Genomic DNA, 6,845 nt, shown 5'->3' with positions numbered 1-6,845 from the left:
TAACCCAGTTATCCCCTTCACACTAAAACTCAGCAGATTTTGCCTGAGTAGTTACCAAAATTGATAGTTCTGTTCCTTTGAAAGTTCAATTTGGCCCTGCTGTTCAAGATTTCACATCAGCTTCTAAGCAAAACCCGCAACCAGTTGAGAGAGTCAGCAGTCATTTAGAGCGAGGTTAGAGGAAATTAAGCTTCCCACCTTACCATTTTTGCGACACAACCTAATAAACTCAATGGACTCCTTTGCGTCGAGGCTCATAGCGGCGAAGAGTTTTTCCGCCTCAATCCCAAAGCCAAAACTGAAGAAGTGTCGGAGTACTTGGCAGAGTTGTGTCTCGATTGCGTGGAGCTAGGTTAGACTCGACTGTGCATTATTCTCGATAACAATCCCACGCGCAAGCTCAAAATGCAGTCGCAACTTGTTGTCCATCTAGAGCAAATGGGGCTAACGCAATCGATTCAAGTTGAGTTTCTCTACTTGCCGTCCTACTCACCCAAATTGAACTTAGTCGAGTATGTGCTTCATCTTCTGCGCTTACGGTTTCTGCACCACCTGCCCCTTGGAATGACGCTGGTGCAAATTGAACAACAGTTGCACCAGTTCTTTGACTCTCATCAGTTCCTGTCTGTAGAACAAGTGCAAAAAACGCTCGATTTCATCTTTTCACTCGTTCCCTAATCTTTGGGTGGGAAGGGAGTAAGACATCTTCCTGGAGTTCTACAATACCAGTAGAATTGGTTTGTTCAGAGGTACCCCTTGATGCATCCCCCCGAAGACGGTAAAAAACATAAGGCGCGACGAAATTTTTTAGGACAGGCGTTGACTGCTGCAGGAGCCGCGATCGCGGCTCCCTCACTGCTGAATCAAGCTACAGCCGCTCAAACGGGAAAGCCAACCTCGGCTCCCGGAAAGGGCGAAATGTCCGTAACCCTGAGCATTAATGGCAAACGACAGACACTGGCGATCGAACCACGCGTCACGCTGCTGGATGCCCTGCGCGAACGACTGGAGCTAACTGGCAGCAAAAAGGGCTGCGACCACGGACAATGCGGAGCCTGTACAGTGTTGGTCGATGGACAACGGGTGTACTCCTGTCTATCTTTGGCAGTCATGCAGGAAGGCAAGCAAATTGTCACCATTGAAGGGCTGGCAAAAGGAGAGGTACTGCATCCGGTTCAAACCGCCTTTATTGAGAACGATGGATTTCAGTGTGGCTACTGCACTCCTGGACAAATTTGCGCGTCCGTGGCGCTCCTGGATGAGGTGAAGCGAGGCTGTGCCAGCGCCATGACGGCAGATCTAACCAATCCTCCCCAACTGACCAATCTTTCAGAAGCTGAAATCAAAGAGCGGTTGAGCGGTAATCTCTGTCGCTGTAGCGCTTACAACGGAATTGTCGCGTCGGTGCAGCAGGCAACCGGACAAACGCCACCGTCTCCTGCGGCAGCAATGCTAGTGCGGGAAGCAGGAGTTTCGGCATGAAAAACTTTTCCTATGTTCGCGCTACTTCGGTGAAAGAGGCTGTGCAGCAAGCATCGGCTAGCGATCATTCAATGTTCATTGCGGGTGGCACGAATCTGGTCGATCGCATGAAGGTCTTTCTAGACGAACCGTCCCAACTGATCGACATCACTCGCCTGGACATGACCCGCATTGAGCAGACGGAAGACGGGCTACGCCTTGGTGCCCTAGTGAGCAACACCGCCGTTGCCGATCATCCCGACGTTCGGCGCAGCTACCCCATGCTGGCGCGTGCCATTCTGCTGGGAGCGTCTCAGCAAATTCGCAATGTGGCAACTACGGGCGGCAACCTGCTGCAACGCACTCGCTGCCCCTACTACTACGACACTGCTTTCGACTGCAACAAACGGGAACCGGGAACCGGCTGTGCCTCCTTAACTGGCATTAACCGCATCCACGCCTTGTTAGGTGCCAGCGATCAATGTGTGGCTGTGCATCCCTCTGATATGTGTGTGCCGCTGGCAGCACTGGATGCGATCGTGGAGGTGGAAGGTGCTAAAGGCAAGCGTCAAATTCCCTTTACGGATTTCCATCGGCTACCGGGCAACACGCCGCAGCGCGACACCAATCTAGAACCGGGAGAACTCATTACCGCAGTGATCTTGCCCCCCGCCCCATTTGCCAAGTCCAGCGTGTATCTCAAGCTACGAGATCGGGCCTCCTATGCTTTTGCGTTGGTTTCGGTGGCAGCGGCAGTGGAACTTGCTGACAACCGCATCAAAACAGCTCGCCTAGCAATGGGCGGGATGGCACACAAACCCTGGCGGTTTACAGAAGCGGAGTCATTTCTCACGGGTAAAGCTGCGACGACCGAGACGTTTCAACAGGCAGCCGAGATCGCCCTAAAAGGAGCCAAACCACTTGCATACAACGGCTTCAAAGTTGAATTAGCCAAACGGGCGATGAGACGCGCCCTCACCGTTTCTGCCAAAGGAGGAGGGATCGTATGAACAAGGTGATTGGAACAGCGGTCAACCGCAAAGATGGCTACGCAAAAGTCACAGGTACGGCAACCTACTCGGCAGAACACGACGTTCCGGGGCTGGTGCATGGGGTGGTGGTCACCTCCACGATCGCCAAGGGTCGCATCAAGGCGATCGACACCCGTGAGGCAGAAAAGGCTCCTGGCGTGATTGCCATCTTCACGCCTAAAAATGCGCCCAAGGTGTTCAAGCCCAGCAACAACTTTGCGACCTCAAAAATCTACGAAGCCCGATTGCCCCTATCCGATGACCAGATTCATTATGCCGGGCAAATCATTGGCTTAGTGGTGGCAGACACCTTTGAACGGGCAAGACACGCCGCGCATCTAGTGAAGGTGCAGTACGATGCCCAGAAGCCCACGATCGAGACCAAGAACGCTGTCTTCAAAGAAGCGCCACCTCAAATGGGTGAGGAGTTCAAGTTTGTGAAGGGCGATGTCGCCGCAGGCATGGCAGGTGCTGTGACGAAGGTGGAGGCAACCTACACTACTTCGACTGAGCTACACGCGCCTATGGAACCCCACGCCATCATTGCCCACTGGCAGGGGACAGATGCCCTCACCGTCTACGAACCTTCCCAGTGGGTCGCCCTGACTCAGCGCACCTATGCTGAGCTGTTTGGACTGCCCTCAGAGAAAGTCCGCATCGTGATTCCTTACCTGGGTGGTGCCTTTGGTTCTAAAGCCTTCCCCTGGCCTCACGGCATTCTGGCTGCCGCCGCTGCGCGTCAGATCAAGCGTCCCTTGAAGGTGGTGGTGAGCCGAAGACAGATGACCGCTAACACAGGTCATCGATCGGAAACAGAGCAAACGGTGCGGTTAGCCGCAGCAGCGGATGGGATGCTAAGCGCGATCGCCCACGAAGTGAAGTCCACCACCTCGCCTGTAGAAGTCTTTGCCGAACCGTGTACTTCGGTCACTCCAGCCATGTACACCGCTCCCAATCTGCTGCTTAATCAAGAGCTGGCAGTGATGAATATTGGAACGCCCACCTTCATGCGGGCACCGGGCGAGACTCCGGGTATGTGGGCGCTAGAGTCGGCGATGGATGAACTTGCCTGGGCGCTAAAGCTCGACCCGATCGCACTACGGCTCAAGAACGAAGCCAAAGAGCATCAGCGCAAAGGGCTTCCCTTTTCCGCTAAGCATTTTGCCGATTGTCTCAAAGTTGGGGCGGAGCGCTTTGGCTGGAAAGACAGACCCCAGCCGCGATCGCTCACTCAGGATGGTAAACTCATTGGCTGGGGCATGGCAGCGGCCACGTTCCCTGGTCTTCGTGGCAAAACCTCTGCCAAGGTGCGCCTGTTGCCAGATGGCACCGTCTATGTTCTCACCTCCGGCAACGATATGGGAACGGGATCGTACACAGTGGTTGCCATTACCGCTGCCGAAACCTTAGGAATCCCGGTTGAAAAGGTGCGGGTGGAGATGGGCGACTCCCAGTTGCCCGATGGTGGACTGGCAGGTGGTTCTCAGATGACTGCATCCCTCGTCCCCACGGTCATGAAAGCCTGTCAAGATATCCTAAAAACCGCTAACTGTACGACTGGAACTGAAGCCTGTGTTGCGCTTCAGAAGTCGGGACGGGCAGCGATCGAAGCTTCTGCGTCTTCCGCTCCAGGTGACGAAGCCAAAAAATGGGCGTTCCAATCCTGGGGCACCCACTTCTGCGAAGTCACCGTCGATGAAGCGATCGGACGCTTACGTGTAACTCGTTGGGTATCCGTGATGGATGTGGGGCGCATTATCAATACCAAAGCCGCCGCCAGCCAGGTGCGCGGGGGGGTCATTATGGGCATCGGGCAAGCGCTGATGGAAGAGTGCCATTTCGACCCAAACACAGGGTATCCCGTTGTCTATGATTTGGCGACATATCATTTCCCCGCCCATGCAGACGCTCCCCGGATCGATGTGGCGTTTGTTGGCGAACCAGACCTAAACTTTAACCCGGCAGGGGCGCGTGGTGTGGGTGAAATTGGCATTACGGGTGTTGCGGCAGCCGTCGCCAATGCGGTCTATCATGCAACGGGCAAGCGTCTCCGCAGTTTGCCACTTACCCCCGACAAGTTGATTGCTTAAAAGGTGCTCTTGCGTTCATTGCATCGCAACTTGCAGCTTAAAGCGCTGAGGACTGAGCTCATTCAAGTTTTTCAGTCCTCGGTTTTATTGATGCCGCTCATTTTTAGAATGGGCATTACCCAAACTATTGGCTTACCTGAACCACGGCATGAAAGAGTTACAAAACATCTTGAAAGCGTTTGAGCAGAGCCAGATTGCAGGTCAAAGGATGGCGATCGCCACGGTGGTCAAAACAATAGGTTCGGTCTATCGCAGACCGGGCGCACGAATGCTGTTAACCGAAGCAGGGCAAATAGTAGGAGCCATTAGCGGCGGCTGTCTGGAAAGTGATGTGTTTGAGCGGGCAAAACCATTGCTGCTGGAAAACTCCCAGTCCATCCTCGTCCAATACGACACAACTGCCAGTGATGATGTGATTTGGGGCATGGGTATGGGCTGTAATGGGATCGTGCAGGTGCTCATTGAGTCGCTGCATCCGGATGCCAGTACACAACTTGAGTTTAGTGCAGACTGTTTTCAGCAAAAAGCAGCAGGGGCAATGGCAACCATTTTTCACATTGAAGGGACTGTGGAAGCTCACATTGCCGATCGCTTGTTTCTCAAACCGGACGGCACAGTGATTAATCAGATTGCGGATCACCCGCTGGCAACCCGTTTATTGCAGGACACGTATCGGGTACTTGCAGAAGGAAAAACACAAGTTATTTCCTATCAGTTGGATTATGGTGCTGTTGAAGCGTTGATTGAAATCATTCAGGCACCGACACGGCTGCTACTTTTTGGAGCAGGATACGACGCCATGCCAGTGGTGCAATTGGCAAAGCAGCTTGGCTGGCACGTCACCGTCATTGATCATCGAGCAACCTATGCCACGCGCGATCGCTTTCCCCAAGCAGATGAAGTTATTGCCTGTCACCCCCATGAGCTTGAAGCGCATCTCATGCTGACCCCTCGCACGATCGCAGTCGTCATGACGCACCATTACCAACACGACCAAGCTCTGTTGCGATCGCTGTTGCCCTCTCCCATTCAATACTTAGGAGTGTTGGGACCAAAACAACGCACTCAGCAATTGTTGGAAAATTTACGCCTCGAAGGGATTGTTCCCACCCACCATCAACGGGAACGTCTCTATCATCCCATTGGACTGGATCTGGGTGCTGAAACCCCTGAGGAAATTGCCTTGGCGATCGTCGCAGAAATTCAAGCTGTGTTAACCAACCATACGGGCGGCATGCTGAGAGATCGTCATGCTCCTATTCACGATCCCAATCCGGAGCGTCTATGTCTACCATCGGCTTAATGATTTTGGCAGCAGGCGCATCTACCCGCATGGGAACACCCAAGCAATTGTTACCGTTTCAGGGGCGCAGCCTGTTGCGTTACATGGCTGATGTAGCGATCGCCTCTTGCTGTGATCCAATTGTGGTTGTATTGGGTTCTCAAGCTGAACGCACGACGTTAGAAGTTAATACACTCGCCGTGCATGTTGTTGAAAATCAACGGTGGGCAGACGGCATGGGTACTTCAATTGCTACTGGCATGACAGCACTCACAGCCATTGAACAGGATTTAAACGCAGTCATCATTGTTCTCTGTGATCAACCGTTTGTCTCCACTCCTTTATTGAATCAATTAGTTGAATCACATCGAGCGACGCAAAGCCCGATCGTTGCCTCTGCCTATGCAAACACGATCGGCGTGCCTGCCCTGTTCGATCGGTCTCTGTTTACAGCCTTAATGGCGATGAATGCCAGTGCTGGCGCGAAGTACCTTATCGAGCAACACGCCGAAGTTTTTCAGGTCTCCTTTCCAAAGGGAGCGATTGATTTAGATACGCCTGTGCAATATCAGCAATTCATCTTGAGCTGCAAAGAAGCGTTCCCGTATCTTTTGGACCAAGACCAACGTTAGTGAATTTTAGCCAGACAATTGATAAGGTTTGACTAAGTCTGTTTTCGCTGATAGGCATTATCAACTTAACCGGGAGTATTTGAAATTAAGCACTGTAATTCCCTTAATCGTCAGTCTCGCTCAAGTTTACGCAGCATTTTTCACACAGGTGATTTCCCACCAATCTTCTATGCGTTGGCGCAGTTCTTGGCGATGTCGTTTTGCACTGGGTTGATGTTGCTTGGAGTGGAAGTGGGATCGAATTGGGTCAGCAGCAGAGACAAATCGTTGAGCTTGTCCGGGAGATTTGAAGCTCGCATTCGGCGCTCTCGCACTCGAGTCGGTTGATGAGAGTTCTCCGCTCGATTGT

6 protein-coding genes and 1 pseudogene are annotated in these 6,845 nt (G+C 52.8%); 6 read left to right on the top strand and 1 reads right to left on the bottom strand.

Annotated elements, in window-relative coordinates:
- Positions 1-222 precede the first annotated feature (222 nt).
- From AC5JLB_RS10655 to AC5JLB_RS10630, 6 genes and pseudogenes are all read left to right on the top strand, one after another.
- A pseudogene (locus tag AC5JLB_RS10655) lies at positions 223-678 on the top strand (transposase); the annotation flags it as partial.
- A gap of 81 nt (positions 679-759) precedes the next feature.
- Positions 760-1,482 (top strand): 2Fe-2S iron-sulfur cluster-binding protein, encoded by a 723-nt coding sequence (locus AC5JLB_RS10650; RefSeq protein WP_495873809.1) that lies wholly within the window; start codon positions 760-762, stop codon positions 1,480-1,482.
- Complete coding sequence (locus tag AC5JLB_RS10645; RefSeq protein ID WP_495873808.1) at positions 1,479-2,471, top strand: FAD binding domain-containing protein; 993 nt, start codon at positions 1,479-1,481, stop codon at positions 2,469-2,471. Before AC5JLB_RS10650 ends, AC5JLB_RS10645 begins: the two co-directional genes overlap by 4 nt.
- Entirely contained in the window at positions 2,468-4,582 is a 2,115-nt protein-coding gene (locus AC5JLB_RS10640; protein ID WP_495873807.1) for a xanthine dehydrogenase family protein molybdopterin-binding subunit, read from the top strand. The genes AC5JLB_RS10645 and AC5JLB_RS10640 overlap by 4 nt, the downstream gene beginning before the upstream one ends.
- Positions 4,583-4,730: 148 nt before the next feature.
- Complete coding sequence (locus tag AC5JLB_RS10635; RefSeq protein ID WP_495873806.1) at positions 4,731-5,885, top strand: XdhC family protein; 1,155 nt, start codon at positions 4,731-4,733, stop codon at positions 5,883-5,885.
- Complete coding sequence (locus AC5JLB_RS10630; protein WP_495873805.1) at positions 5,867-6,496, top strand: nucleotidyltransferase family protein; 630 nt, start codon at positions 5,867-5,869, stop codon at positions 6,494-6,496. The genes AC5JLB_RS10635 and AC5JLB_RS10630 overlap by 19 nt, the downstream gene beginning before the upstream one ends.
- 126 nt (positions 6,497-6,622) lie before the next feature.
- Here the strand turns inward: AC5JLB_RS10630 and AC5JLB_RS10625 are convergent.
- A partial coding sequence (locus tag AC5JLB_RS10625) for a hypothetical protein (protein ID WP_495873804.1) occupies positions 6,623-6,845 on the bottom strand: 223 nt, incomplete at its 5' end.

It is taken from the genome of Myxacorys chilensis, assembly GCF_059505265.1.
Note: the sequence above shows the minus strand (reverse complement) of the source record. Positions and strands in the feature narration are given on the sequence as shown.

What these genes read in the sequence shown, in the direction of transcription:
- AC5JLB_RS10630 (WP_495873805.1), top strand. Translation starts at nt 5,867, where the DNA reads ATGTCTACCATCGGCTTAATGATTTTGGCAGCAGGCGCATCTACCCGC.
- AC5JLB_RS10650 (WP_495873809.1), top strand. Translation starts at nt 760, where the DNA reads ATGCATCCCCCCGAAGACGGTAAAAAACATAAGGCGCGACGAAATTTT.
- AC5JLB_RS10640 (WP_495873807.1), top strand. Translation starts at nt 2,468, where the DNA reads ATGAACAAGGTGATTGGAACAGCGGTCAACCGCAAAGATGGCTACGCA.
- AC5JLB_RS10645 (WP_495873808.1), top strand. Translation starts at nt 1,479, where the DNA reads ATGAAAAACTTTTCCTATGTTCGCGCTACTTCGGTGAAAGAGGCTGTG.
- AC5JLB_RS10635 (WP_495873806.1), top strand. Translation starts at nt 4,731, where the DNA reads ATGAAAGAGTTACAAAACATCTTGAAAGCGTTTGAGCAGAGCCAGATT.